The organism is Chryseobacterium sp. UF-81 (assembly GCF_058245105.1).
Genome location: NZ_JBSIBX010000001.1, coordinates 158000 through 183446 on the forward strand (window position 1 = coordinate 158000; position 25447 = coordinate 183446).

The following is a 25447-nucleotide window of genomic DNA, read 5'->3' on the forward strand; positions in this document are numbered from 1 at the left end:
ATAAAGAAATGGCAAAAGGAGTAAAAAAAATAAAGATTACAAAAGGCAGATATTATCCGAAAATGTCTGTTCCGGGTCAGAGAGTTACGATTATGCCCAATCAGGATGTCACTTTCCAGGTAGAAGAATGGCTGCCGGATACAACAGCTGAAGATAAAAAGAAGCCTGTGATTTGGATGAGACAGACCAACGACCGCAAAATTATTATCTATCAGGCTCCATCTTCCACAGGCTATAAATTCAGTATTGATAAGCAGTACTGCGGAAGTTATCAGTTCTACATTGAAGCCAGTTTTTCAGGGAAAAGAGATACCAAAAATAATGTGGGGCTTTATGTGAAAGGCTGGTGTGAACCAAAAATTGTTACCAGTAAATGGACTACCCAGAGAGGCAGCAAGACCAGCATCAAAAACCAGAATAAAGTCAATTATATTTCTTACGGACATATCGTATATCTTAATCTGGCCACAGAAGGTCTCAATGGAAATACGCTGACTATTGAGCTTTGGAACCAGCAGTCTGCAAAAGGTGACAAGCTGGTTCACGTATACAATAATGTACAGGTCATAGATGGTGAGGTCAATTTGAAAATAGAGAATACCTACTCATGGATGGCCCATGTGGACAATATCCAGAATGTAGAAGAATTTTATGTCAAAGTAAAAGATTCCGCTTCCAAAAAGTACATCAAAGATAATCTGGGTGATGATCTTCATGCTATCTATCTGAATGTCAAAAACAAAGTGGTTACCACCAATGCCAATGTCAGCAAAAACCAGACCCCGACAAAAGTATACAAGCCGGATGTAAATTCCACAAGACTCGAGCCATGTAAATTTGAAGTCATCAAAATAACGGAAACTGAAACAAAAGATGGGAAAGCCAACAATACAACAGCTACAGTCTTTAAAAACGGAGATGGTGTCAAACTCATAAAATCTGCTGCTCTTCAGGAACATATTCAGAGAACAATCTATTATAAATTTGATTCCACAGTCATTGATAAAGATGGAGTTGCCATCCTGAATAATGTTCTCAAATTCCTTCTCGAGCACAAAGATGCCACCATGAATCTCAGTGGCTATGCCTGCGTTATAGGAAAAGAAAATTATAATAAAGGACTTTCCCAAAGAAGAGCTGATGTAGTGAAAAAATTCTTTGCAGACGGAGGATTGGATCCCAGAAGAATCATCTCGGTAGGAAAAGGGGAAGTAGATCCTACAGATGATAAAATGGGAAGAGATAATATCAAATACAAAAATGAGAAAGATTACGAAAACAACCGTAGAGTAGACATCTCTTTTGTATTCAATGCCCACGATGCCCAAACTATCCATTATGCGGTAGTAGCTCCTACTTCAGCCACGAAAAAAGAACTTATCATTGATGTGACAGGCTTTGATACCAATAGCTGTTTCAGAGATGCCAAAAACAAACATAAAAAAGAAATTTATATCGTCGATGTAGGGCAGGCAATAGATAAAGGAGATACAAAAAAAAGCTTTCAGACACCAACATTCCCTTATGAGGTCTATGCTCCGCTGAGCAGGTATAATTTTGGAGGAGGAGTTGGGTTTGATGCCCAAACAATGACCGTTATGCAATATATCTGGCCTGCATCTTCCAGCCCGAATCAGTTTCATATGCACGTACATACCTGCAGATATTACAGCAATGAGAAAAGAACTACGGTATTAATAAAAGCATATCCGGATATAAAGTGGAGATTCGCCTTTTTTATCAACCTGAGCAACAGCTTAAGTATAAAATGGCAAAAAATGACTCCTGAAAAGCACAAAGAACTTCGAGGCAAAGCATTGAGCCTTGCCAATGAAGAGAAAGGAAAATATACAGATGTAGAATTCGGAGTTGAGCTTAAAGCTTCTTATGATAAACAAGAAGATGGAAGCTATTACTGTAAACCGGAGCTTACTCTGAAATATAAAGATAAGATCAGTAAACTCTTCTCTATTATTTCTTCCGTTAAAAAAATGTCGCAGGGAATCACATCGCAGACAAAAGGTGTTGTGTCCAAAGGAGTAGGAAGAAAATTGCCATTTGAAATAAAGCTAAATGCACCCGCACTATATTTTGGAGCAGAATGGGAAGCAGATGTTAATGAAGCACATTCTGACATAGGAACCAAGCTGATGCTCTTTATCGAAGCAAAACCTTTGATTGAACTGGCTATTGTTTTTGACCTTTTAGCTTTAATTGTTCAGGCAGGAGTTGCTGTAGCGTCAGCCGGAACAGGAAATGCGCTTGCTCTCGAAATCTTCAATATGATCAGAGAATGGGCAAGCAAAGGTTACGAAACAGAACATGTGGTCATAAACTTTAAAATGTACATTGATCTTGAAGTGAAAGGAAAAATAGATGGTGTTATCGATGGTTCATTCAGTACCGTTAAAGGTGATAAAGAAGTTAATTTTGATCTGAGCTCAAACATTACTGTTGAATTAAAGTCAGGACTCGAATTAAAAGGAATGTTTGTTGTTATCGGAACTACAAAAAAACCTGAGCTGGAAGGACATGTGGAAGGGAAATTAAGTGCTGGAGCAACTATGGGAATTACTTCAGGACATAAATTAAAATACGATTCTACGGCTGGGATTTATTACATTCCAAGCTTAAGCATAGATCCGTGTGTAGGAACTGTAGTAATCATGGTAAAAGCTGGATTCACCTATAAAAAGGTAAGCTCAGACTGGACTCCGGTAAACTATAACAGAACCCGCACATTTTTTGATGGATTTAATATTATGAAATATTTGGCAGAATTAGTAGGTTATGATAACAAAATATTACTTTGGGAAAAAAAGAAAAATTAAAAATATGTTTATACTTTTAATCATGTCTCTCTTTATATCATGCAGTAATGCAAAAAAAGACCTATCCAATGTTCTTTTCCCCGTAAAAAAAGAAAATATTTTAAGCGGAATCGACTATACGGAGAAAAAATCTATATTAGATAAAAGCCTTACCGCCTATCAGGTGAAAGATATGAATGCTTTTATATTGTATGGACAGTCTTTCACAAATGAAATTAAAAGTAATTCTGCGACCTATGCAGGAAAAAATTACCTTGAACTTTTAGGAGATTCAAAAAATATAAACGGATATAAAATCCATCTATATACCCCGAAAGAAAGTGAAGAGCTGGAAAAACTCCTTCTTGAAAAACTTGGGAAACCCGCCTTTGATAAAGGAAACGAAACAGAAAGAAACATCATCTGGGAAACTTCCGGAAAGTTATATATTCTGAATAACGGAAATGCCGAAATACAAGGAGAAAAAACAAAAGAATCGGATCTATTATGTTTAAATACTAACTTTACCACACTGATCATTAATGCTACTCAGACTACAAAATATTCGGAGTACTTAAAATTCAGGATAAAAAATAATAAAAAGGTAGAAAATTACCCATATAGTATATACAATAAAGAAGAAACTAAATAAAAGTTGAATGAAAAAGATCGTTATATGCCAAATTGTTTTGAGCTTTGTTCTCATGAACTGTCAGGAAAAAGGAACAGGCAAATTGGTTTCCCAGACAGCCAGTACCAGTGTTACCAATAAAACAGAAAATAGCACACAGGGAAAAATGGATTTTAAAGATCTGAAATTCGGAACCAACGGGGAAAATTTCCTCAAAGAAATAGGCTTAACGGCCAATGACAATGCTTCAGGTGATTTTAATACCTCAGTGGATTATGTTGAATTTCAATTTCCAAAAGATAAAAACCTGAACCTGTCGTTATTTAGTAATACACTGCAGTCTGCTACGGATGATGTTTCCGTTTTTTATTCAAAGAATGATAAAAAAGTATGGTGCTACGAAATGGTATTGCAGAACAATCCGAATACAGATGCCATTCTGAGTGCTATTGAAAAAAAAGCAGGCCATAAGGCAGACTTTTCAGATAAGAAGGTAAACACCAAAGAAAGGCCGATCTTCCTGGATGAAAACGGAGAGTTCAAAACAGATCACATAGAAGAAACAATACAGGTTTGGGAGGATAAAGAAGCCAAAACAACTTTCTTCACCATCCACACCGTTAATCTTTCCAAGAAACCTAATGAAAATACATTGAAGATCTTTGCTTTAGATAAAACCAGCCCGAAATATAAAGAATGGATTTCTTACCGAAGTCTCGATATGTTTTATAATAAATAATAACCATAATGGCTAAAGAACCTTATTATACCATTGATTTTACTGCTGTTTACTGCAAATTCGAAATTCTGGTGAATGACATCCCTGTTATTGCCCTGGAAACTGAAGGACAGATGTCTCCCAATGTTCCTGTTAATTTTGGAATAAGCAGTTCCGGTGAGCAGAAAATTGAAATTAAGCTTCTGCCGGTCGCAGGAGAACAGTATATAGATTCAAGGACAGCCTTTCAATATACCGTTAAGTTATTTGACGTTTTTAATGATAAGTTTGTCCATGAAAAAGATTGCGGTAATTTTCAGTTTTCAGAAAAAGAGACTGCAAAGAAGCTGCCTTCATTACATCACAAATCATCCTTTCAGGCTGAAATTCCTTATGAGATGATAAAATGGGAGCAGAGCCGTGATCTGCTGTCAATTTCAAAAGATAATTCTTACCTTGCTGCCAAACTGGATTCGGCATACAAAAAAATAAGCAGTCTTATCAGCTCAAAACAATATGAACCTTACTTTGAAATGATAAAGAATCGTGAAAAAAATATGGCTTTATCCATGTATTTAAGCGATGAAGATGCAAAAGCAAGACTGAACAGCTTATTAGAAGATTTTAATAATGGCTTTAAAATGATGCCGCTGCAGGAAGATAGGGTTTTAAAAATCTATGGTAACGGAAAACTGGCCACCTATAAAAAATTAAATGGGGAACCTGCATTTTTCCTTTATAATCAACAAACCGGTGAAGAGCTGATGCTGGAACTGATGTTTCATATCCCACAGGGAAAAGAAGAATTTGAAATCATTTAGAAAAAAGAAAGAAATGCAGGAATAATATTCAGAGATTTTACTGGGTGTTTAGAGCAAAATATATGGGAGTTAAAAAAGGAAGACCATACATTGTATATATCATTTTAGGAATAATAGCCACATGCTTTATTTATTTTATTCTGTGGATAATTTTTAAAGATAAAATGCCGCTGCATGAATATGCTTTTGAAATTGCCAATAATTATGATGCCTATGCAGCAAAGGCTGTCATTCTTATTCCTTTACTGATTTTTGTGCTCATTTTTTTTACCTTCATGAAACCCACGGCTGCCAAACGTTTTTTACGGTTGCAGTCATCACTGCCGACCTCTAAGATCCATTCCGTGGCAAAAGGTCTGGCAGAGATCGAAGGAACTCTGATCATGAAAGAGCCGCTGACCTCTCCGGTGGATCATGAAGTCTGTATCGGATATTACTATACCATAGAAAATATCAGCAAAGATTCCGATGGTAGGCTTTCATACACAACCGTCCACAGAGAAACGCAATGCAATGCCTTCCAGGTTACAGATGATACCGGAACGATAGAAGTAGAGCCGGATAAAATTGAATTTGTTTTGTTAGGAAAAACCAATGTGAGCAGCACCAACAGCAAAAGATATACAGAAACCCTTTTAAAAAATGGGCAGAAAATACTGTTGGTAGGCTATGTCGATTCTAAAAACGGAGTACCTTTCATTAGAAAAGATGAACATTATAAAGTCCTCGGAATTACGTCAGCATCAGGAATCAATGTTTGGAACAAATATCAGCCATTGCTGAGGTCGTTTATATTTACCTGCTCCATCATCCTTTTAATAATTATTTATATTCTTACACAATAATGAATCAGACAGTCGCTATCATATTACTTATTTTGCTGGGAGTAGCTCTCATCAGCTTTTTGATCAATCTTTATAATAAGCTGGTTATGCTCAGATTTAATGTAGATAAAGCCTATGGTAATATTGATGTAGTCCTGAAGCAGCGCGCAGATGAAATTCCCAATCTGGTTACTGTTGCCAAACATTTCATGGAATATGAAGAAAAAATTCTTGCCCGCCTTACAGAACTCAGGACATTTTATAATAACAGTACTGATGCAGATAAAAGAACCGAGCTTGCTAATGAGACTTCAAAAGCACTTTCTTCATTCTTTGCTGTTTCAGAAAATTATCCTGAACTGAAATCCAATACTAATTTCCTTGAACTGCAGAAAAGGGTTTCCGAACTGGAGAACAAAATAGCAGACAGAAGAGAATTTTTTAATGACAGTGTGAATCTTTATAATATAGGGATTCATGAATTTCCCAATGTTATATTGGCGAAAATGCTAGGATACAAAGACAAAACTTTACTGGAGGTAACAAATGCTGAGAAACATTATGATGGGGTTCAGTTTTAATACCTTTTTCGGATTAGAAGACAAAATAGCTGATTACCCGGAGGTAACCATTTTTGGAGCTATGTTTCTGCCACTGCTTCTGTTTGTTCCAATTGCATTGATAGGATGGATCTTTAGAAAGCTTAAATTCAATATGTACATCATCCATGTATTGTTGTATACGCTTATGTTTACATTTGTACTCGGATCTCTTGCCATGCTTATCCTTTTTTTTATTACCGATAAAAATGGAGTAAAACTAGCCTATTGCTGGCTTACGGTACTCGCAGGAATGTTCTTTTTCAGCATGATTAATGTCAATACCATCACCAAAATGTTTACCGATTGGTCTAAAATAATTAAAGAAAAAGATAATCAGTAATTTTCAGGAAAAGCATTTAATATGATGAAAAAAACAAAAGTAGTAATATTGATTTTCGTTGTATTGATCAATATCTGCTGTGGAAACAAATCATTCGATCTGTCATCCGTTTCCTTAGGAGATGATGCGAAGAAGTATGATTTTGAAAACAAAGATCTGTTTCTTAAAGATAAAGGCTCCAAGCCGGATGTTGTACAATACTATGCAGATGAAAACAAGGGCTTGATGTATAGCAGTATTCCTTTGGATAACACAATGGGAACAAGGATTACTGTATATAAAGGAAAAGTTGGTGCTATTGATACCAATGCCGCCGAAAAATATTCTTTAGAATTCGTTGAAAAGATAGCTGCCAAGCATGGAAAGCCTACAGCCACAGTAACAGACAAAGCCACAGTAGATGCCAGGCTTGTAAAGCCAATTTTTGAAAAGCTTAAAAAAGTTTCACCCGATAAAGTTTCATGGAATCAGGGTGAGAAAAATTCATTTACTTATCCCACTTCTTTTTTCTGGGATGACGGGGAAAATTATTCAATACTGAGTATTTCCATTGAAGACGATGGAAGAATAAGAAATAAATATGTTACCGTTACCAAGGATGCCTATAGAAATGATGCTGTTTTTGGATTAAAATACCCGACTCCGCAGGGATCCCCATGGTATAACTATATGAAATAAACTGATAACGGGAAATCCGGATAAAAAAAGCCGGTTCAATATTTTTGAACCGGCTTTTTATTATTATTAAAACTGTTTATTTCACAATAAATTTCAGTGCAGACTGGTCAAGCTTTAAAATATAAACACCCTGCTCAAGATTTTTGATCTTAATAGAGTTTCCGTTTTTAAAAGGACTGTTAATGGTCTCAAGGATTTTTCCCTGAAGATTAATGATCTCTGCCTTTTTAATATTACGGGTGTCACCTTTTACAAAAATTTCCTGTCCTGAAATCGGGTTAGGGTAAACCTGAAGTTCCTGAACAGCATTTTCATCAGCTAATATTCTTACAGCCTGCTTGGCAGTTCCTGAATAACACGTCCATTTAAGATCATCAATAGCCACTCTGTTGCTCGATGAGCTGTTAACAAGACTTACCGTAACATTCCCGGAGATATTGATATTATCGATTGTTGTAGTGGTAGCAGTAGCACTGTAAGGTACTGTTCCTACCGTTGTACCGTTTACTTTCACATCAAAAGTTCCGTTTGTTCCCGAAAACTTAAGCTGAGTCGTTACCGTTAATGATCCGATACCGTTCGCTGAACTTCCCGAAGTTAAAGAACCGTTTCTTACCGTAATAGCCTGGCTGTTGATGGTCTGGTCAGTTCTTGCATCTGTAGCAGTCCATGAAATACCGCTGCCCGTCCAGGTTCTTGTTAGATAAGAAGCACTGCTGGCAGTAGGAATTGTTCCGAATGCTTCATTGATACATTCTGTACCCGGAGTAGGAGTTCCTGGATCAGTGGTTCCGGGATTGGAGCCCCAGATCTGACTTACATAACCAGGATTGTCGATAAACGGGTTTCTATTGCCCTGGAAAGTATAAGAGGCATTATTTCTATTGATCTCAGCTTGTGAAACAGGATCCTGAGCGTGCCATGCAAGAAGAACATTCAGCTCCCAGGTCTGTAGCCCCGGGAATGTTGAGCTGCCAAGCATATTTCCTGAAGAAAAAGAAGAAAGTTTGCTCTGATAGCGGGTTACGAAATAAAAGATCATTCTTGCCACATCCCCTTTAAACTCGTCAATCGGTTCAAAAACAGTTCCTGCATATCCTGAAGACGAAGAACTGCCCAATTTTGAGCCGTTTTGAGAGGTAAATGTAGCTGAACCCACCTTTCCGAAAGGATAATTGCTTCTCATCCCGTTTACCTTTCCATCGGTAGCCCGGATGAAATGAATGTCCGAAACCATAGGGGCAGCCTCACTGAATAAACTCTGCGGAACAATATGCTCCCTGTTATAGCAGTTACCCTCCGTAGAGTATGTGCCACATTGGTTCGTACCTGGAGTATATTTGTAAGGATCGGTGCCGGAAGGTCTTTCCGAATAAATATCCATGATAGAGCCATCATTTTCATAGTTCTTATCAATATCAGTCGTTTTATAACCTGTCCAGAGTCCGCTGTAGCCTTTGTCCTGGTGTCCGTTTGTGATGATAGAACTTAATTCCGTTTTTAACGCTGCACCACTCAGTCCGTTTGCTGAATTGTAGTATCCTGCAGGAGCCTGGGCATTGGCAAGCCCCGCTATTGCAGTAAATAAGATAATTTTTTTCATACAGATAAAATTTCTGTAAGAATACTATATTTTTGCGAATAAAAAATTACATTAATGTTAATTTTAAGATGTAGCGCATGCAGTTTTGTAAGAGCAGAATACTTCAAATGATTGTAGACTCACTTCAATGGCAGGCAATGTATCTAGAGAGAAATTTTAACCGACTTGGGAAGATGGAGCGTTAAGAAAATTCTACTGTTTGAAGCGCGACAAAAATATTGAATTGAAAACAAATATTGAAATCGCGCAAGTTTAGAATTTTTAGAGAATAGAAATAATTTTTAGCGGAAGATTCCAGTCTTGAACTTTTCGTTCTTTTGTTTCAGGACAAAAGAACAGGTAAAAAGAAATTTAATGATGTTGAAGCTTTCAGTTATTTTTGGACGAAAAAAAATCGGCACAGAAAAACTGCACCGGATTTAATATATTGATAATTGATTTAAATTATTTTCTTTGAGGAGGATAATTTTTCATGATCTCAGCCATGATCTCAGGAATCTGTCTCTGTTTAGATTTTGGAGAATCCACAGAAATTCCGCTACCGATTCCCTGCCAAACCAGTTTATTGGTTTTAGAATCAATGAGGTCAACGATTAATGCACCTTCATTATAATTGCTGGTCCATGTTCTGCTCATTCCGACTCCCCATCCGAAAGGACCGCCCCATCCCCACATTCCGTAAGGAGAACTGTTGTTGATATCTGTTACTTTTTTATGATTTGCTTTTACATTAACGATCAGATCAGGATTTTCTCCCGACTGAAGCCCTTTGCTCTGGAGCTGTCTCGATAATTCGTTTAAAACCCTGTCTTTATCAATGTCATTAAGCTTCAGGTCGTCAATTCTAATTTTATATGTTTTGTAAGTAGTAAAATTAGCTGTTTCAGCATAATCTGAACGCACCTGAAACGGACTGCACGATGTAAGGCCTAATGCAGCCGATGCCAACAAAATAAAAATATATTTTTTCATTTTATTTATTTTTTTTATCGTTTTTAATAAATGTATCAGTCTTTTTATCGTACCCGTAAGGACAGTGTCTGCATCCGCTTTTACAGCAATATCCCCTTTTCAGATGGAATTTTTCTGTAAAAACCTTGTACCCCTGTTCATTATAGTAGAAGTCTTCACCTTCTTTGATGTCATATTGGGCCATAAGTTAAATCTCTAAGTCAAAAAACTTTATATTTGTTAGTATGATAATTATATGCCAAAAGCCATTAAAAAAATTAAAAATTAACGGCATTGCCCTTTTTCCCTTTATCTTCATTAGGAAACCCGAAGATAAGGAAAATAAAGTACTTATCAATCACGAAAAAATCCATTTGAGACAGCAGCTCGAAATGCTCATTATTTTCTTTTATGTCTTTTATGTCATCGAATATTATTACTGGTTTTTTAAGCTGAAAGATGGCTTCCGTGCTTATAAAAGAATCTCATTTGAAAGGGAAGCATATGCAAATGAAAGCAATCTGAATTACCTGAAGAACAGGAAAATATGGAATTTCAGGAAATATTTATAATAAATGTACACCTTAATTCAATAGGGGCGGGCTTTAGCCCGCAAAATAAACCATCATTCATCCGGCTTTAGCTAAAACCAACGTTTGAAACACAAATTTAATTCATAGCTAATCAATTCCAAATCTTTACTAATTTTGCAGATAATAGTTAAACAACAGAAATGCTATTAAAACCCCCGTCAGAATCTACTCCTATCCAGGAAATACCTATTGATAAGAATGTAAAGCTCTTTATGAAAAGGGAAGACCTTATCCATCCTCAAATCTCAGGAAATAAATACTGGAAACTTTTTTACAATATCAACAGCTATCTGGAGAAAAAACCGGAAAGTCCTTACATCATCACTTTTGGAGGAGCATTTTCAAATCATATTGCTGCCGTTTCAGCGGCAGGAAGCCTGTCCGGAATTCCAACATTGGGAATTATACGGGGAGAAGAACTGCAGGATAAATGGCGCGACAATCCTACACTTCTTTTAGCAAAAAGAAACGGAATGAACCTGAAATTTGTAACCCGGGAAGAATACAGGCATAAAGAAAAGCTAACTGAATTTCTGCATAAAGAGTTCCCCGATGCCCTGATAATTCCGGAAGGCGGTACCAACAAAGATGCCGTAGAAGGCGTTAAAATGATGCTCAATGACCAAACAAAAGATTTTGACTATCTTTGCACCGCAGTAGGAACCGGCGGTACGGTTGCCGGAATAGCAAAGTTTTGTAAAGAAGATCAGAAAGTTATAGGATTTAAAGTAGTTGACGATGCTTCACTCGGGAATAAAATTTTAGAATTAACTTCAAGGCAGAATTTTAATCTAATAGATTCATGTTTTGGAGGTTATGGTAAAATAAAAGATGAAAACATCCGTTTTATCAATGATTTTAAAGAGAAGTACGGCATTCCTCTGGAGCCGGTTTATACAGGAAAAATGATGCAGAAAGTTTTTGAACTGATTAATGAAGGATATTTTCCTGAGAACAGCAGGATCTTGTGCTTTCATACCGGCGGACTGCAGGGTATTGAAGGAGCCAATCTGCTTTTGGAAAAACAGAATAGAAATTTAATTATATAAGTAAAATTGAAAAACATGAAAAGACTTTTCTCAATCATAAGCCTTTTAGTTTTATCAACATTCTCGGCCCAGACTTGGGCGACTGAAGACCAGTACATTCAAAAATTTGCTAAATATGCAGTAGAAGAAATGGAAAAATATAAAATTCCGGCTTCTATTACACTGGCCCAGGGTCTCCTGGAGACCGGAGGCGGACAGAGCAGGCTGGCTCAGGAAGGCAAAAATCACTTTGGAATAAAATGTAAGGAAGACTGGACCGGAAAAACCATGAAGCATACAGATGATGCTCCCAATGAATGTTTCCGGGTGTACGATGATCCCAGACAGTCTTATGAAGACCATTCCATATTTTTATCAACAAGAAAATATTACACCAGTCTTTTTAATCTGGATATGAAAGACTACAAAGCGTGGGCACATGGACTTAAAAAAGCAGGCTATGCAACCAATCCCCGCTACGCTTCGATTCTGATTGGTAAGATCGAGAGGTACAGACTTTACGAGTATGACGATACCAACTCCAAAGAAGTACTGTATGCCGTTCTTAAAATGTACCCGGATCTGAAAGATGACAGAACCTTTATGGCTCAGCTGGAACCTTCAAAAATGACAGTGAAGAAGACGAAAGATCCTGTTACAGTAGAAGTCCCTTATAAACAAACCTCGTATGCTCAGCAACAGAAAAGAGTCGAAAAGATTAAAACGAAAGCTGAAATCTTAAATTCCATTCTTATCAAAAGCCATCCGAACGAGGGCTTAAAATACATTGTTATTCCTGAAGATACTAACATTAAATTCATTGCAGACAAATTCAAAGTAAGCGAAAGCAGACTGATCAAATGGAATGAGCTTAACAGTGATGTTTTAAAGAAAAATGATATCGTCTTTCTTGAATCTAAAAATTCTGCTGGAAATACAGCCATTTACAAAGCCGAATCAGGCGAAGATATGCATGATATTGCCCAGAAATTTGGAATCAAATTAAATAAATTATACGCAAAAAACAGGATGGACGAGGGACAGAAACCTTCTGCCGGCCAGCTGATTTATTTAATTGATAAAAAGCCCAGAAACTAATTTTTTGTTGCAGGTTTCCGGTTGGCAGTATCTTAATTCACTATCAGCTGTAAACTTCAACACTCAACTAAAATATGAAATACCAAAGAAGTTCGGCTTTATTTGATGAAGCCTACCAATACATTCCCGGAGGAGTCAATTCACCGGTTCGAGCATTCAAATCAGTAGGAGGTGTTCCTGTATTCATGAAATCGGCAAAAGGGGCTTACCTTACGGATGCTGACGACAATACCTATATCGACTATATCAATTCATGGGGTCCTGCTATTTTAGGACATACGCACCCCGAGGTTCTTGAAGATCTGAAAATACAGGCTGAAAAAGGCTTTTCTTTCGGAGCTCCTACAGAACTGGAAACAGAAATTGCAAAGTTCATCGTAGACAATGTTCCTAATATAGACCAGATCAGAATGGTATCTTCAGGTACAGAGGCCTGTATGAGCGCTGTAAGACTGGCAAGAGGTTTTACAAAAAAAGATAAGATCGTTAAATTTGAGGGCTGTTACCATGGCCATTCAGATTCATTTCTGATCAAGGCGGGAAGCGGTGCAGCTACTTTCGGAAATCCGAATTCTCCGGGAGTAACGGCAGGAACAGCTAAAGACACTCTTTTAGCACGTTACAACGATTTTGAGCAGGTAGAAGATTTATTTCGTCACAATCAGGGCGAAATTGCAGCTGTCATCATTGAACCGGTTGCCGGAAACATGGGTTGTGTGCTTCCTGAAAATAATTTCCTTCAGAACCTGAGAAAAATTTGTGATGAAAACGGAGCTTTATTGATTTTTGATGAGGTGATGACCGGTTTCAGACTCGCTTTTGGAGGAGCACAGGAGCTGTATAATGTAAAAGCCGACCTGGTTACTTACGGAAAAGTGATCGGCGGAGGTCTTCCGGTTGGTGCATTTGCAGGAAGAAATGAAATTATGGACCATTTAGCTCCAAAAGGCGGTGTTTATCAGGCCGGGACCCTAAGCGGAAATCCATTGGCAATGAGAGCCGGATTGAAAACTTTACAGCTCATCAAAAATGATCCGGAATTCTTTAACAGAATCAATAAAACTGCGGAAACATTAGATTTCGGGATCGGGAAGATTTTAAATGAAAAAGGAATTGCTCACAAGATCAACAGAAAAGGATCTATGATGTCCGTATTCTTCCATACCAACAGGGTTTCCAATTTTGATGAAGCAGAGGCTTCCAACCATTCTTTATTCAATAATTTCTTTCACCAGATGCTGAAGAACGGAGTATATCTTCCGCCAAGTGGCTACGAAACATATTTCATCAGTGATGCCATCAAGGATAAAGAAATTGACATGACACTTGAAGCAGTAAGAAAATTTGAATATTATTCTTAAATATTTAAAAAATAAATTATAAAAAGACCGGGTTTTTAGAATCCGGTCTTTTTTATATCCACCGGAAAAGTATTAAGTATTTAGAAATAACATAGGAAGTGGAGGCGTTAAGAATATGATTTCTATGAACGTTAAAAAAAATCTACTGTTTGAGTGCGGAACAAATCCTGATTCTAAACATAGACAGTAACCGCACGAGTTTTAGAATTTTTAGAGAATAGAATTCATTTTTAGCCGAGAATTCCAGTCTTGAATTTTTGTTTCTTTTGTTTCAAGACAAAAGAAATTAAACCATCCAATAAATCATACAGATATTGTAATAAACCATACACCTTAATCATTCGCAGTCTTTCTACTTTTGTATAAATAGTTTGGAAATGAAGACCTCTCACAATTCGATATCCCGTAAAGACTTTATAAAAAATTCAGCACTGGCAGCCGCCGGACTCACATTAATACCTAATATTATGTCAGCATCACCATTTTTTGATGATCAGAATGTTTCAGTAAAAGGAAAATTAAGCCTTAAAAATGTCCGTCTGGAAACCGGTTTTGAGTATGAAGAAGGAGAGGTTGTTTCTACTAAAACTGATCTGTTTTATATCGAGACTGAAAATGGGAAGATAAAAACTATAGCTGCGAATCAGCCGAATTCCAAAGCTGTGGATGCTAAAGGAATGCTGATGCTTCCTGCATTTAAAGATATGCATATCCATCTTGATAAAACATTTTACGGCGATAAATGGCAGGCCGTTAGAAAAAGAACAGGCGGGGTAAAAGGAATGATCACACTGGAGCAGAAAATACTTCCTGAAATGTTGAAAGGCTCAACGTTTAAAGCCGAAAAAATGATCGAGCTCTTACAGTCCAAGGGAACTTCTTTTGCAAGGAGCCATGTCAACATAGAACCGACATCGAAATTAGATTCATTAAAAAATCTTCAGAAGGCTTTAGAAAATAAAAAGAAAAGTTTCGGAGCTGAACTGGTGGCGTTTCCCCAGCATGGAGTCTTTTATACAGATTCTGTGCCTTATCTTAAGGAAGCAGCCCAGACGGATATCGATTTTATAGGTGGAGTGGATCCGTTCACGATTGATGGAGCCATTGAAAAAACAATTGATTTTACCGTTCAGCTGGCTTTAGACCATAAAAAAGGAATTGACATCCATCTCCATGAAACTGGAGAATCCGGATTGAATACCGTAGAATATTTAATTAAAAAAGTTAATGAAAACCCTTCCCTGAAAGGAAAAACATATCTGAGCCACTGTTTCATTCTGGCAAAACTGGATAAAATAAAACAGGAGGAAATCGCAGAAAAGCTGGCAGAATCCCAGATTGGAATTGTTTCTACTATTCCTTTCGGAGGTCTGATAATGCCGATTCCCGCTTTATACAAACATAATGTAACCGTACTGACCGGTAACGACAGCATTGTAGACCACTGGAATACCTTTGGGACGGGAAGTGTATTGCAGAAAGCGAACCTGATGGCACAGCTGTATGGATATTCTACAGAATTCCTGCTGTCAAGAAGCCTGAAGCTGGCAACAGGAAATATTCTTCCACTGGATGACAAAGGAACGCAGCAATGGCCAAAAACAGGAGACAAGGCTGATTTTGTACTGATGAATGCCAGTTGTTCTGCGGAGGTGGTGTCGAGGATTTCGGATGTGGAATCATTAATCTGTCAGGGGAATGTGGTTTATTAGACCACCCCGTCAAAAATTCTCTGAATTTTCGCCACCCCTCCAAGGGAGGGGAATTTTGATCCGACGAATATTAGTCACCATGGAAATCTAAGATTTCCAGAAAGCTTAAGTGTTCTTCTTTTTTCAAAGCTTTTAACTTAAAATAACTAAAGTGTAAAAAAACTTTTGTGCCTTTTGTGGTAAAAGACATCCGGCCTAAGATGAAAATACCTCCATCCATTCAGATTTCCTGCATAAATTTTACTAATTTTAAAAGAAAATCAGACAGGGTGGGGCATACAGATCATTTTCCGGTTTTAGGAATTCAGGAGTTCAGCGAAAACCAGCTTCAGGGCTGTCATCTGCTGTTCAATGAGCTGCATGGGGAGCGTTCCATTGACGAACCGCACAAACATGATTTTTTTATCATTAATCTTTTTGAACACGGAAAAGGAAGCCATACCATTGATTTCACAGAATATGAAGTGGGAAACAGCCAGATCCATTTGGTTTTTCCGGATCAGGTGCATCAATGGGTGATTGAAAAAGAAACGGTCGGTTACCAGCTGATGATCAGCAGAGACTGGTTTGAGAGTTTCCTGCCTTCGTTGAGATTTTCAGCTTCCTATTATCAGAATCATCCGGTCATTAATCTTTCCGAAGAAACTTTTCGGGATTTGCTATATGAGTTTCAGGCTATCCGGAAAGGAGTGAGTGAAAAAAATATCTTTTGGGAAATCATTCAGAAGCGGAGCGAACTGATCGGGTTATTGATCAGTCAATCGGTGGAAGGAAGTTTCAAAGATTTTGAAATGTATCATTCCAATCCTATAATTTCTAAATTTTTACAGCTTATCGATGAACATTTCAGAACAGAAAGATCGGTTTCATTTTATGCGGAAAAGCTTAATATTTCTGCCAATTATTTAAATATTGTCTGCAAAAAAAATCTGAATGCTTCTGCTTCATCCCTCATCCAGGACAGGATCCTGCTGGAAGCAAAACGCCTTTTAAAAGTATCGGAAATGTCTGTAAAAGATATTGTGTACGATCTCGGCTTTTATGATCATGCCAGTTTTTCCAAATTTTTCAAAGCACAGACGGGAATGACTCCGTCACAGTTCAAATAATAATCTGTACAACACAAAGCATAATTGGTACACCGGTTTTGAAACAGGGTGGTCGTAGCTTTGTCCTGTTAAAAAGATAAGTCATGCAGTTTCCCTATCAATTGGCCGCAAAAGGAACATATTCACTCAAAAATGTCCGTCTCGAAACGGGATTTGAATATGATAATGAAGAAGTGATCAGGACGAAAACCAACCTTTTCAGCATTGAAATAGAAGATGGAAAGATCAAATCCGTAAAACCGAATGATCGGGCTTCTGATGCTTTGGATGGTAAAGATTTTCTGATGCTTCCCGCCTTCAGAGATATGCATATTCATCTGGACAAGACATTATACGGACTTCCTTGGCAGGCGCTTTCACCGAAACGGAGAACGGTGAAGGATATGATTGCCTATGAGCAGAAAATTATCCCTGAGCTCTTAAAAACTTCTGTGGAAAGAGCAGAGCAGCTGATCAGTCTGCTTCAGCATTACGGGACTCATTTTGCAAGAGCTCATTTTAATATTGACCCTACTTCTGGTTTGCAGTCACTTGAGAATCTGGAAAAAGCACTGGAGCATAAAAAAGATTCTTTTAAAGCTGAACTTGTTGCTTTCCCGCAGCATGGCCTGCATTATACAGATACGGTCCCTTTGATGAAAGGAGCGGCACAGCTGAAAAGTGTAGGTTTTATCGGAGGTCTTGATCCGTTAAGTATTGACGGGAATATTGAGAAGGTAATTGATTTCACGGTACAGCTGGCTTTAGACCATAAAAAAGGTATTGATATTCATCTGCATGAGGCAGGAGAATCTGGGATGAAAACAATCAATTATCTCATCGATAAAGCAATTGAAAATCCACATCTTCAGGGAAAAACATTTGTAAGCCATGCTTTCGCTTTGGGGCATCTTTCACCAAAGGAAACTGAAAAAATTGCAGTAAGACTGGCAGAAGGGAAAGTCGGAATTGCATCTTCCGTACCCTTCAGAGGAACAGTTATGCCGATTCCTGTATTGAAAAAATATGGAGTGAACGTACTGATCGGGAATGATAATGTGCAGGACTACTGGAGTACCTTCGGGTCAGGAAATATGCTTCAGAAAGCAAATCTGATTGCTGAGCTATACGGATATGAAACAGAATTTGATCTATCAAGAGCACTTCAGTTTGCGACTCAAAATATTCTTCCGCTGGATGAAAGAGGAACGCAGCAATGGCCCAAACCTGGCGATGATGCTTCCGTTGTATTTGCCGATGCTTCATGTTCTGCAGAAGCCGTTTCCAGAATATCCAAAATAGAAGCCCTGATGAATGACGGGAACTTATTTTGGAGACATTAATTGAAATATATTTTTTAATATACTTGTTTTTTGTAATAAAGCCATTGGATTTTCTGATGGCTTTTTCATGGTTTATCTGAACAAAAAAGCCACCAGAAAAAATTCTGATGGCTTTTAAAAATTTGATATGAAGAAACTAGTTACTTAGTATATAGTTAATCTAGTATATATAGTGACTGAACTATGTATTATAAATTAAAGTTTGTCCAGCCTGCATACCATGTATCACTGGCATCTTTAACAGCTCCTCTGTAAGCTACAGGTGTAAACCAGCCTGTTAATTTAGCGTGAGTAAATAAACCACCTGTTAATAAAGGTGATCCTGAAGCAGGAGAGAAGTTTGGAGTAGTTCCTGCAGGAGCCCATGCATTGGTTAATTTTACATCAGCAGTATATGTCAGCATAGAATTCGCCCCTGTATTGAACCAGGTTGTAAGATCGGCCAAAGTGTAAGGCGTAGGAGTAGAAGTGGATGGTCCGAATTTTAAAGGAGTTGTATTTCCTGCTAAAATATTATTCTGGAAAACCAAACTGTTTCCTGTGATGTTAGCATCTGTAGGTGTACCTTTTGTAGCATCGATAAACAATCCAACCGGGAATCCTGTGAAAACAGAGTTAAATACTGAAATTGATGAATTTCTTCTGATCTGTAATGCATTTTGGAACAGGGAGTTGATTGAACCTGCATTGGTTGCAGTGCTTGTAGAGTTAATTGGCCCAATGATAGTCATATTTGAGAAAACAGCAGACGTTTTCGGTGTTAGAGTAGAACCGTTAGCATCATTGTCAGATTCAAATCCATTAGAACCTGAAACGTCAGCCACCTGAGAATCTCTTACAGCAATACCGAACTGGATTTTTCCTGAGAAACCGTTATCAGTATCGAAATCGTCATCAAGACCTTTATAAGAAATAAGGTGAGAACAGTTTACGGTTCCTCCAAACCATTCAAAACTGTCGTCGTTAGCATAAGCAACTTCTACATAATCTACAGTAGTTCCGCTACCAACACCTCCAAAAGTAATTCCGTTGATTTCTTTATCTGGTAAGAATGCGTACCCTGCATATTCTACTCTTACATATTTTAAAATACCACTATTATCTGCAGCATTGGTTCCTCCGTAAAGACCAAGACCTTCAGTGTTGTTGATACCTCCTTCGATCTCCCCAACTCCTTGCTGGTTGTTGAAAGAAGCGTTAGTAGGAGCAGCTCCTAAGATTACTAAACCTGCCCAGTCTCCTCTTTTAGGACTTGGCTTCTCTGAAGTAAATATAATTGGGTTTGAAGCAGTTCCTTCTGCCATGATTTTACTTCCTCTTGTAATAATTAGTGATCCGTTTTTGTCAGCCTCACCTACAATTTTTGTTCCTGGCTCGATAGTTAATGTAGCTCCGTTAGTTACGTATACTAATCCTCTTAATTTATAAGTGTTATTAGCCTTAAGCGTAAGGTTAGCAGTTATCTTTCCTGAAAGAATCAGGTTTTCAGTATTTCCGCCACCTGATCCTCCATTTTGAACGATAGTTTCACCATCTTCTTCTATATTTCTACATGCGGTAATAGTCGTTGCTAATGTACCAAGCATTAAAGAGTATAAAACAATTTTTTTCATGTTATAAAGACTTATTTTTTATTAGATTTAAATTAAAAGCTATATCCTAGAGTTAAGCTGATATTTGTTCCTGTTACTCTATCGATAGCAAGTGCATCTGCACTGTCGTATTTTTTGTTATTATTAAGATCGTGGTAGAATTTCGCGTGACGGTTCAGGATATCTGAAACATTAAGCTTGATTTCTCCCTTGTTCTGCCAGATTTTCTTAGCAACCTGGAAATCAAGAAGTGGTCTTGGATTTTCCCAGATTGGTGGAACCTGATCGTTTCCTACATAAAGAATTCTTCTTCCGATCATGTTGAAAAGTACTGTTGAAGTCCAGCCTGTTTTTTCAGTATCATACTGTAGGCTCAGGTTGACAGTGTAAGGAGACTGTCCCTGCATTGGTCTGTCAATATTAGTAGCTTCGTCCGTTACTTTATTTTTGATTAAGGCAAAGTTCCCACCGAATGTGAAGTTTTTAAGAGCACTGAAGAAATCCAGTTTTTTTCTGAATTCTAGTTCAGCACCATAAGCATCTGCTTTATCTACGTTCAAATAATTGAAGGTATTACTGGTTCCTACACCAGACTGGTTAAAGTATAATTCAATAGGATTTTTAAAGTTTTTGTAGAAACCGGCAACGGAAAGAATTTCACCATTTCTTGGATACCATTCCCAACGTACGTCGGCATTGGTGATTTTTGTTCTTTGGATGAATTTATTACCGATCACTGTAGCCCCTAAATCAAAATCGTAGTATGCTAAAGGAGAAACTTCTCTAAATTCAGGTCTTACAACAGTTTGTGAACCTGCAACACGGATATTCATGTTATTATTCACCTTGAATGTTAAGTTAAGTGCCGGTAAAAAGTCAGTAACACGAGTATTGACGAAACGGTCATCACTTTTCTTTGTACTTCCAACCAATTGATCAAAATTTTCAACTCTTAATCCCCATACCGCTCTGAACCAAGGTGCAAAGTTATTGTCAAACTGTAAGTAACCTGCATTTAGGATAGTATTGGCAATATATCTGTACTGGTTTCCTGCAATTTCGTCGAACGTAAATTTGCCTCCGTCTGTTCCGAAATTTTCAGGACTGAAGATAGTTTCAAATGGCTGGGAAAGTAATCCCTGATTATACCCTGAAAGTCTTACAGAGAATGGTCTGGAATTGTAGATCCTATCTTTTACCTGGAATAAATACCCACCTTTTATCGTTTGTTTTTGTCCAAACATTGTGAAAGTTTTAGATAGATCACCACCTGCATTATATAAATAATCGCTCAGTGTAGAATAAAATACACTTCCTGATTTTTGTGAAAGTCCGTTCGAAATCAAAGCCAGATAAGGACTTCCTGTCATATCCGGATACTGATTGTATTGCAGACGCTGCAATAGTGGAATATACTGATCCAGAATACCGAAACTTCCGTACCAGTTGAAAGTAAGACCTCCAAGAGCATCTATTTTATGAGTACCGTTAAGCGTTGAATTATAGAAAGTAGTTTCCTTAAAGCCAATTTCCCTTGCCATGATATTTGTTCCGTTTACAGGATCAAATTCAAAATCTTTTCCTGTTCTGAAAGACATATGGTTTACCGTATTGTTGGTAATAATGTTTTTCAGGGAAATTTTATTATTGCTGTTAAGTTTTAAAGTAAGATTTAGTAAACCGCCTAAGATAATATCGTTCTGATATTTTTCAGTATAATAATCGAAATTCGTATCGGCAAGCTGGTCATTGATCGTAAAGAAACGGTTCTGAGATTCAATTCTTCTTTTGTTGTTGCTGTAGTTAAGAACCGCAATAACACCCAAATCTTTTCCGAAGATTTTTGTATTGAACCCTCCATCAAGCTGGAAACTTAAATTCTCAGGATATCCGATGCTGTTATAGCCCAGATTCTTTACATATTGTTTACCGATTGCTGTTTTACTAGCCTCATCTAAAATACCGAAAGCATTTTTTGCGGGCATATCAGAAGGAAGTTTTCTGTATCCGTCATCAATTCCCAGAAAATCCCATTTTCCACCTTTCTGTATGCGGAATTCCTGTCCCATTGTAATAGAGTTTCCTCCAACACCTACCTGAAGATTGAAAAAGTTTTTATTGGGAATATCTTTAGTATTGACCTGTATAAGTCCTCCTGCCCATTCACCACTGTATTCAGGAATGAAAGTCTTATTGATAACAAGTGTTTCGATAACGTTAGCCGGGAAAAGGTCAAAAGAGAAAGTTTTTCTGTCCGGCTCTGTACTGGATAACTGAATTCCGTTCAGCATAGCTTGATTATAACGGTCTGATAGACCTCTTACAACAATGTATTTTCCATCGGCCAAACTCACACCCGAAACTCTTTTCAGAACCTCTCCTGTGTTTCTGTCCGGGCTTCTTTTAATTGCTTCAACTCCGATTACCTGAGAAACTACCCCTGAATTTCTTTGTAACCCAATGGTAGAAGCTATGGTTTCCTTTCTGGCATTGGATTTTATAACAACACCCTCAATTTCTTTAGTTGATGGCTTGTTCAAAACAATATCAAGATGAGTGTTCGCGTCACTTTTTACAGTAACTTCACTGATCTCTTTTCTGTTATATCCATTGGAAGATACCTTTATAATATAATTGGTTCCCGGTGACAGATTAATAGAGTAGTATCCGGAAATGTCAGTCACTACTTCCTGATTATTTACTGTTATCTTTACACCCTCTATAGGATTGTTGTCTTTCTCATCCAATACTCTACCTTCCAAAACCTGGCTTTGTGCAAAAGCATAGCCGGCGGAAAACAAAGCAAGTAGCATAATACTCTTATGGAGTTGTTTTTTCATTGTTACTTTATCTTACTAGATTCTTTCGGTGCAAAGGAATAAAAGATTAGTGGGGTAAATGGTTTAGGTTGTTTTAATTTTTTTTTAACTAAACATTAATAAAAGCAGGTTATTGTTAACTTTATATGAACGATAATACATTTGTTCATCTGTGCTTTAAAATTTATTAACTTTGACTCTGTAAAAATTGAAAATGAACCAAAAGAAAATACTCTTAATAGACGACGAACTGGATATTTTAGAGATTCTGTCTTACAACCTGGAAAAAGAAGGCTATGATATCTATACAGCCACAAACGGTAACGAAGGAATAGACAAAGCCAAAGAGATCATCCCTGATCTTATCCTGCTGGATGTCATGATGCCGGAAAAAGACGGCATCGAAACCTGTCAGGAACTCCGTAAAGTAAAAGAGCTGCAGAAAACACTCATTGTTTTTCTTTCTGCAAGAAGTGAAGAATTCTCCCAGCTGGCAGGGTTTCAGGCCGGAGCCAATGACTACATTGTAAAGCTGATCAAACCGAAAATTCTGATTTCTAAAGTGAACGCTTTATTACAGCTGACTTCTCAGGTTTCAGATAATGCTAAACTGATCGAGATCGGTGATCTGGTGATCGACAAAGACAATTTCAGAGTTTCCAAGAGCGGACAGCAGTTCCTTCTTCCTAAAAAAGAATTCGATTTGCTTTATCTTCTCGCTTCAAACACTGAAAAAGTATTCAAGAGAGAAGAAATCCTGGAAAAAGTATGGGGTAATGATGTGATCGTAGGAGAAAGAACCATTGATGTCCACATCAGAAGACTGAGAGAAAAGCTGGGAATTAATACCATCCAGACATTAAAAGGAATCGGTTATAAGCTTATTGTTTAATGACTTAAATGCCTATCTTTACATAAACCTATAAAAACTTGTAAAATTGAAATTTTACAGACTTACACTCGTCGCCTCGTGTCTTTTGACACTGGTGATGTTTCTTTTAGTGATCATCTTTGATTCACTGAAAGATATCTATTATCAGACGCCTTTTTTTAAAATTGGTCTTTTTACCTGCCTTATTCTCATTTTCATGATCAATTATGTGGTCCTGGAACTTCTTTTCAACTATTATGGGAAAAAGCAGGTTCGCGGGCTTTCGCAAATGCTTCCGCAGGAAATTGTTCATGACAATAACGAAAACATTACCATTAAAGAATTGGGGGAAAGGTTTTCCGATCTCAACCAGCAGCAGATAACGGAAATCGATATGATGAAAGAAATGGAAAGCTACCGTAAAGAATATATCGGAAATGTTTCCCATGAGCTTAAAACACCGCTGTTTTCCATTCAGGGATATGTAGAAACCCTCAGAGACGGAGGTGTCGACAATCTTACCATCCGCGACAAATATCTGGAAAGGATAGATAAATCCGTGGAAAGACTGATCGCGATCGTTACAGATCTGGATATGATCAACCGTCTCGAGGCAGGAGAAATAAGCATTACGGTTTCAAGATTTGATGTTAACCTTCTCATCAAAGAAATTTTCGAGCTTCTTGAATTTGAAGCTGAAAAACATAATGCAACCCTGCAGATCCAGACTCTTCATCCGCAGATTTTTGTAGATGCCGATAAGCAGAAAATTTCACAGGTTTTCATTAACCTGATTTCCAATGCCATTCATTATGCCAACAGGCAGGAAGCGAAAGTAGCCGTAAAAACCAGTGTTCTTAAAAATAAAGTGCTGATTGAGGTGATCGACAACGGAATGGGAATTAAAGCTGAAGCCCTTCCTAGAATCTTTGAAAGATTTTACCGTGTCGAAACCAGCAGAAGCAGAAGAGAAGGAGGTTCCGGTCTCGGACTGGCTATTGTAAAGCATATCCTGGAAGCCCACAGCGAAAATATTACCGTAGAAAGTGTCTATCTTGAAGGGACTAAATTTAGTTTTATGCTTGAGAAAAGTAAATAATCCTGGCAAAATGTATGAAAAAAAAATATTTTAAAAAATCCTGAAATATTTTTTTGTCACCTGTCATTTATTATATATTTGCAACAGAGATTTATCATAATAATTAAGGCAAAAAAGTAATTTAAGAAACTGATATGGTTTACAAGATCCGCGTAATATTAGATGCGAAAGAGGATATTTTCCGTGATATTGAAGTAAAGGGAAAACAATCACTATGGAACTTACATTTGGGAATTAAAAGTGCGTTCAGTCTGCAGGGAGACGAACTTTCCACTTTTAATATGTTGGAAGACGACGGAACAATAATTAAAAGCGTTCCCCTGGAAGATATGAGTGACGATGGTGATGGCGAAATTATGTCGGATGTATACATTGATGAAGCTTTTGGAAATGTGGGCGACAAAGCTCAGTTCCAGTATGGGCTTCTTGATCTTTGGGAAATGTACTGCGAGCTTGTAGAAATCATCGAAGAAACAAAAGGAGTTAATTATCCTATTACGGTATACAGATTTGGAAATGTACCGTTAAAGGCACCAAGCAAAGGCGGAGGATCCAAGAAAAGATCAGCAATGCCATTGTTAGATGATGATTTCAGTTTCGAGGATGATTTTGGAGGAAGTACCAATTTTGAAGATGAAGATGACGACAGTTTCGACGATGAAGAAGAAGAAAATTACAATGACGATGTTTTCGAAGAAGAAGATGATAACGATGATGAAAGATAACATCTAAACAATACAGGGCCCCGGAGAAAATTCGGGGTCTTTTTTTATATTGACTATTCATGCTTCATACTTTTAACGCTTACCCTGCGAAGCAGAATTCACTATTGACTATTCACATTTACATTTCGACTTCTTCAATT

General features: G+C 37.4%; 23 protein-coding genes. 18 read left to right on the forward strand and 5 right to left on the reverse strand.

The window, feature by feature from the left end:
* Positions 1-8 precede the first annotated feature (8 nt).
* The 8 genes from AC4IFE_RS00810 to AC4IFE_RS00845 all read left to right on the forward strand — a co-directional run bounded on the left by AC4IFE_RS00810 (position 9) and on the right by AC4IFE_RS00845 (position 7424).
* Positions 9-2831 carry an OmpA family protein gene (locus tag AC4IFE_RS00810; protein ID WP_490754117.1) on the forward strand — a complete coding sequence of 941 codons (2823 nt, stop codon included), beginning with the start codon at positions 9-11 and terminating at the stop codon, positions 2829-2831.
* A gap of 4 nt (positions 2832-2835) precedes the next feature.
* Positions 2836-3462, forward strand: a complete 627-nt coding sequence (locus AC4IFE_RS00815; protein WP_490754118.1) for a hypothetical protein — start codon at positions 2836-2838, stop codon at positions 3460-3462.
* A gap of 7 nt (positions 3463-3469) precedes the next feature.
* The gene (locus AC4IFE_RS00820) at positions 3470-4180 is read left to right on the forward strand and encodes a hypothetical protein (RefSeq protein ID WP_490754119.1); all 711 of its coding nucleotides are present in this window, start codon (positions 3470-3472) and stop codon (positions 4178-4180) included.
* Between the two features lie 8 nt (positions 4181-4188).
* On the forward strand, positions 4189-4980 hold the full coding sequence (locus AC4IFE_RS00825) for a hypothetical protein (RefSeq protein ID WP_490754121.1): 792 nt from the start codon (positions 4189-4191) through the stop codon (positions 4978-4980).
* Positions 4981-5042: 62 nt separating this feature from the next.
* Positions 5043-5825: a hypothetical protein gene (locus tag AC4IFE_RS00830; protein ID WP_490754122.1), complete on the forward strand. Its 783-nt coding sequence runs from the start codon at positions 5043-5045 to the stop codon at positions 5823-5825.
* A complete protein-coding gene (locus tag AC4IFE_RS00835) occupies positions 5825-6385 on the forward strand; it encodes a LemA family protein (protein ID WP_490754124.1) in 561 nt (186 codons plus the stop codon). The genes AC4IFE_RS00830 and AC4IFE_RS00835 overlap by 1 nt, the downstream gene beginning before the upstream one ends.
* Entirely contained in the window at positions 6351-6746 is a 396-nt protein-coding gene (locus AC4IFE_RS00840) for a hypothetical protein (RefSeq protein WP_490754126.1), read from the forward strand. The genes AC4IFE_RS00835 and AC4IFE_RS00840 overlap by 35 nt, the downstream gene beginning before the upstream one ends.
* A gap of 21 nt (positions 6747-6767) precedes the next feature.
* On the forward strand, positions 6768-7424 hold the full coding sequence (locus AC4IFE_RS00845; protein WP_490754128.1) for a hypothetical protein: 657 nt from the start codon (positions 6768-6770) through the stop codon (positions 7422-7424).
* Between the two features lie 76 nt (positions 7425-7500).
* Here AC4IFE_RS00845 and AC4IFE_RS00850 read toward each other — a convergent pair whose 3' ends face one another.
* The 3 genes from AC4IFE_RS00850 to AC4IFE_RS00860 all read right to left on the reverse strand — a co-directional run bounded on the left by AC4IFE_RS00850 (position 7501) and on the right by AC4IFE_RS00860 (position 10183).
* A complete protein-coding gene (locus AC4IFE_RS00850) occupies positions 7501-9027 on the reverse strand; it encodes an endonuclease (protein WP_490754130.1) in 1527 nt (508 codons plus the stop codon).
* Between the two features lie 444 nt (positions 9028-9471).
* Complete coding sequence (locus AC4IFE_RS00855) at positions 9472-9999, reverse strand: DUF4136 domain-containing protein (protein WP_490754132.1); 528 nt, start codon at positions 9997-9999, stop codon at positions 9472-9474.
* Between the two features lies 1 nt (position 10000).
* Positions 10001-10183, reverse strand: coding sequence for a C1orf53 family protein (locus AC4IFE_RS00860; RefSeq protein WP_048502239.1), 183 nt, complete (start codon positions 10181-10183; stop codon positions 10001-10003).
* 40 nt (positions 10184-10223) lie between these two features.
* On the opposite strand from AC4IFE_RS00860, the gene AC4IFE_RS00865 reads away from it, so the two are divergent.
* The 7 genes from AC4IFE_RS00865 to AC4IFE_RS00895 all read left to right on the forward strand — a co-directional run bounded on the left by AC4IFE_RS00865 (position 10224) and on the right by AC4IFE_RS00895 (position 18201).
* On the forward strand, positions 10224-10550 hold the full coding sequence (locus AC4IFE_RS00865) for a hypothetical protein (RefSeq protein WP_490754134.1): 327 nt from the start codon (positions 10224-10226) through the stop codon (positions 10548-10550).
* 161 nt (positions 10551-10711) lie between these two features.
* Positions 10712-11620 carry a 1-aminocyclopropane-1-carboxylate deaminase/D-cysteine desulfhydrase gene (locus AC4IFE_RS00870; protein ID WP_490754136.1) on the forward strand — a complete coding sequence of 303 codons (909 nt, stop codon included), beginning with the start codon at positions 10712-10714 and terminating at the stop codon, positions 11618-11620.
* Between the two features lie 15 nt (positions 11621-11635).
* The gene (locus AC4IFE_RS00875) at positions 11636-12697 is read left to right on the forward strand and encodes a glucosaminidase domain-containing protein (protein ID WP_490754138.1); all 1062 of its coding nucleotides are present in this window, start codon (positions 11636-11638) and stop codon (positions 12695-12697) included.
* 74 nt (positions 12698-12771) lie between these two features.
* The gene (gene hemL, locus AC4IFE_RS00880) at positions 12772-14058 is read left to right on the forward strand and encodes a glutamate-1-semialdehyde 2,1-aminomutase (RefSeq protein ID WP_490754140.1); all 1287 of its coding nucleotides are present in this window, start codon (positions 12772-12774) and stop codon (positions 14056-14058) included.
* 377 nt (positions 14059-14435) lie between these two features.
* The gene (locus tag AC4IFE_RS00885; protein WP_490754142.1) at positions 14436-15770 is read left to right on the forward strand and encodes an amidohydrolase; all 1335 of its coding nucleotides are present in this window, start codon (positions 14436-14438) and stop codon (positions 15768-15770) included.
* Positions 15771-15970: 200 nt separating this feature from the next.
* Entirely contained in the window at positions 15971-16879 is a 909-nt protein-coding gene (locus tag AC4IFE_RS00890; RefSeq protein ID WP_490754144.1) for an AraC family transcriptional regulator, read from the forward strand.
* Between the two features lie 83 nt (positions 16880-16962).
* Positions 16963-18201, forward strand: coding sequence for an amidohydrolase (locus AC4IFE_RS00895; RefSeq protein WP_490754145.1), 1239 nt, complete (start codon positions 16963-16965; stop codon positions 18199-18201).
* 188 nt (positions 18202-18389) lie between these two features.
* Here the strand turns inward: AC4IFE_RS00895 and AC4IFE_RS00900 are convergent, their stop codons facing one another.
* Both AC4IFE_RS00900 and AC4IFE_RS00905 read right to left on the reverse strand, forming a co-directional pair.
* The gene (locus AC4IFE_RS00900) at positions 18390-19814 is read right to left on the reverse strand and encodes a beta-helix domain-containing protein (RefSeq protein ID WP_490754147.1); all 1425 of its coding nucleotides are present in this window, start codon (positions 19812-19814) and stop codon (positions 18390-18392) included.
* A 32-nt stretch (positions 19815-19846) separates the two neighbouring features.
* Positions 19847-22633: a TonB-dependent receptor gene (locus AC4IFE_RS00905; protein ID WP_490754149.1), complete on the reverse strand. Its 2787-nt coding sequence runs from the start codon at positions 22631-22633 to the stop codon at positions 19847-19849.
* Between the two features lie 193 nt (positions 22634-22826).
* Here AC4IFE_RS00905 and AC4IFE_RS00910 point away from each other — a divergent pair, with 193 nt between their 5' ends.
* From AC4IFE_RS00910 to AC4IFE_RS00920, 3 genes are all read left to right on the forward strand, one after another.
* The gene (locus AC4IFE_RS00910) at positions 22827-23504 is read left to right on the forward strand and encodes a response regulator transcription factor (protein ID WP_027379708.1); all 678 of its coding nucleotides are present in this window, start codon (positions 22827-22829) and stop codon (positions 23502-23504) included.
* Positions 23505-23550: 46 nt separating this feature from the next.
* Entirely contained in the window at positions 23551-24582 is a 1032-nt protein-coding gene (locus AC4IFE_RS00915; protein WP_490754150.1) for a sensor histidine kinase, read from the forward strand.
* A gap of 134 nt (positions 24583-24716) precedes the next feature.
* Complete coding sequence (locus tag AC4IFE_RS00920) at positions 24717-25307, forward strand: IS1096 element passenger TnpR family protein (protein WP_490754151.1); 591 nt, start codon at positions 24717-24719, stop codon at positions 25305-25307.
* The last annotated feature ends 140 nt before the right edge of the window (positions 25308-25447 follow it).

Bases quoted from the DNA above. Each gene is read 5' to 3' on its own strand.
- AC4IFE_RS00810 (WP_490754117.1), top strand. From the start codon at position 9: ATGGCAAAAGGAGTAAAAAAAATAAAGATTACAAAAGGCAGATATTAT.
- AC4IFE_RS00815 (WP_490754118.1), top strand. From the start codon at position 2,836: ATGTTTATACTTTTAATCATGTCTCTCTTTATATCATGCAGTAATGCA.
- AC4IFE_RS00820 (WP_490754119.1), top strand. From the start codon at position 3,470: ATGAAAAAGATCGTTATATGCCAAATTGTTTTGAGCTTTGTTCTCATG.
- AC4IFE_RS00825 (WP_490754121.1), top strand. From the start codon at position 4,189: ATGGCTAAAGAACCTTATTATACCATTGATTTTACTGCTGTTTACTGC.
- AC4IFE_RS00830 (WP_490754122.1), top strand. From the start codon at position 5,043: ATGGGAGTTAAAAAAGGAAGACCATACATTGTATATATCATTTTAGGA.
- AC4IFE_RS00835 (WP_490754124.1), top strand. From the start codon at position 5,825: ATGAATCAGACAGTCGCTATCATATTACTTATTTTGCTGGGAGTAGCT.
- AC4IFE_RS00840 (WP_490754126.1), top strand. From the start codon at position 6,351: ATGCTGAGAAACATTATGATGGGGTTCAGTTTTAATACCTTTTTCGGA.
- AC4IFE_RS00845 (WP_490754128.1), top strand. From the start codon at position 6,768: ATGATGAAAAAAACAAAAGTAGTAATATTGATTTTCGTTGTATTGATC.
- AC4IFE_RS00850 (WP_490754130.1), bottom strand. From the start codon at position 9,027: ATGAAAAAAATTATCTTATTTACTGCAATAGCGGGGCTTGCCAATGCC.
- AC4IFE_RS00855 (WP_490754132.1), bottom strand. From the start codon at position 9,999: ATGAAAAAATATATTTTTATTTTGTTGGCATCGGCTGCATTAGGCCTT.
- AC4IFE_RS00860 (WP_048502239.1), bottom strand. From the start codon at position 10,183: ATGGCCCAATATGACATCAAAGAAGGTGAAGACTTCTACTATAATGAA.
- AC4IFE_RS00865 (WP_490754134.1), top strand. From the start codon at position 10,224: ATGATAATTATATGCCAAAAGCCATTAAAAAAATTAAAAATTAACGGC.
- AC4IFE_RS00870 (WP_490754136.1), top strand. From the start codon at position 10,712: ATGCTATTAAAACCCCCGTCAGAATCTACTCCTATCCAGGAAATACCT.
- AC4IFE_RS00875 (WP_490754138.1), top strand. From the start codon at position 11,636: ATGAAAAGACTTTTCTCAATCATAAGCCTTTTAGTTTTATCAACATTC.
- hemL (WP_490754140.1), top strand. From the start codon at position 12,772: ATGAAATACCAAAGAAGTTCGGCTTTATTTGATGAAGCCTACCAATAC.
- AC4IFE_RS00885 (WP_490754142.1), top strand. From the start codon at position 14,436: ATGAAGACCTCTCACAATTCGATATCCCGTAAAGACTTTATAAAAAAT.
- AC4IFE_RS00890 (WP_490754144.1), top strand. From the start codon at position 15,971: ATGAAAATACCTCCATCCATTCAGATTTCCTGCATAAATTTTACTAAT.
- AC4IFE_RS00895 (WP_490754145.1), top strand. From the start codon at position 16,963: ATGCAGTTTCCCTATCAATTGGCCGCAAAAGGAACATATTCACTCAAA.
- AC4IFE_RS00900 (WP_490754147.1), bottom strand. From the start codon at position 19,814: ATGAAAAAAATTGTTTTATACTCTTTAATGCTTGGTACATTAGCAACG.
- AC4IFE_RS00905 (WP_490754149.1), bottom strand. From the start codon at position 22,633: ATGAAAAAACAACTCCATAAGAGTATTATGCTACTTGCTTTGTTTTCC.
- AC4IFE_RS00910 (WP_027379708.1), top strand. From the start codon at position 22,827: ATGAACCAAAAGAAAATACTCTTAATAGACGACGAACTGGATATTTTA.
- AC4IFE_RS00920 (WP_490754151.1), top strand. From the start codon at position 24,717: ATGGTTTACAAGATCCGCGTAATATTAGATGCGAAAGAGGATATTTTC.